The sequence below is a fragment of the Elstera litoralis genome (assembly GCF_000963705.1).
GTDB classification, from domain to species: Bacteria; Pseudomonadota; Alphaproteobacteria; order Elsterales; family Elsteraceae; genus Elstera; species Elstera litoralis.
The window spans coordinates 1-817 of sequence record NZ_LAJY01000571.1; the positions used below are offsets into that span (position 1 = coordinate 1).

The 817-nt window shown below is 60.0% G+C and carries 1 pseudogene; it reads left to right on the forward strand.

Annotation, left to right across the window (positions count from 1 at the left end):
- Position 1: 1 nt before the first annotated feature.
- Positions 2 to 817 (forward strand): annotated as a pseudogene (locus VZ95_RS17590) (AAA family ATPase); the annotation flags it as partial.

An 817-nucleotide genomic window follows, 5' to 3' on the forward strand; every position in this document is an offset into this window, starting at 1 on the left:
TATCACGGTGAGCGCGCGCGCCCTCTTTGGCATCGATACGGACCTGGAGGTTCCCGCCTTCTCCACCGGCTCGGCCTATGTGCCGGATATCGACCCGAGCTATAAGTTCGACCCGGATACCACGCTGGCCATTCTCGCGGGCTTTGCCTTCAACCGCCGCGTCATGATCCAGGGCTATCACGGCACCGGGAAATCGACCCATATTGAACAGGTGGCAGCGCGGCTCAACTGGCCGTGTATTCGCGTCAATCTCGATAGCCACATCAGCCGCATCGATTTGATCGGCAAAGACGCCATCGTGCTGCAAGACGGCAAACAGGTAACGGCCTTCCGCGAAGGCATTCTGCCCTGGGCGCTGCAAAGCCCCGTCGCCATCGTCTTCGACGAGTACGACGCGGGCCGCCCGGACGTGATGTTCGTCATCCAGCGCGTGCTGGAAGTGGAAGGCAAGCTGACGTTGCTCGACCAGAATAAGGTTATTCGCCCGCATCCGTTCTTCCGCCTGTTCGCCACGGCCAACACGATTGGTCTCGGTGACACCACCGGCCTGTATCACGGCACGCAGCAGATCAACCAAGGCCAGATGGACCGTTGGAGCATCGTTGCCACGCTGAACTATCTGTCGGCAGAAACGGAAACCTCGATCGTGCTGGCGAAACTGCCAGACTATCAGACCGAGGCGGGCAAAAAAGACCGTGGAAGCGATGGTCGCCCTGGCCGATCTCACCCGCGCGGCTTTATCGCCGGGGATATTTCCACCGTCATGTCGCCGCGCACGGTGATTACCTGGGCGGAGAATGCCAAGATTTTTAACGGC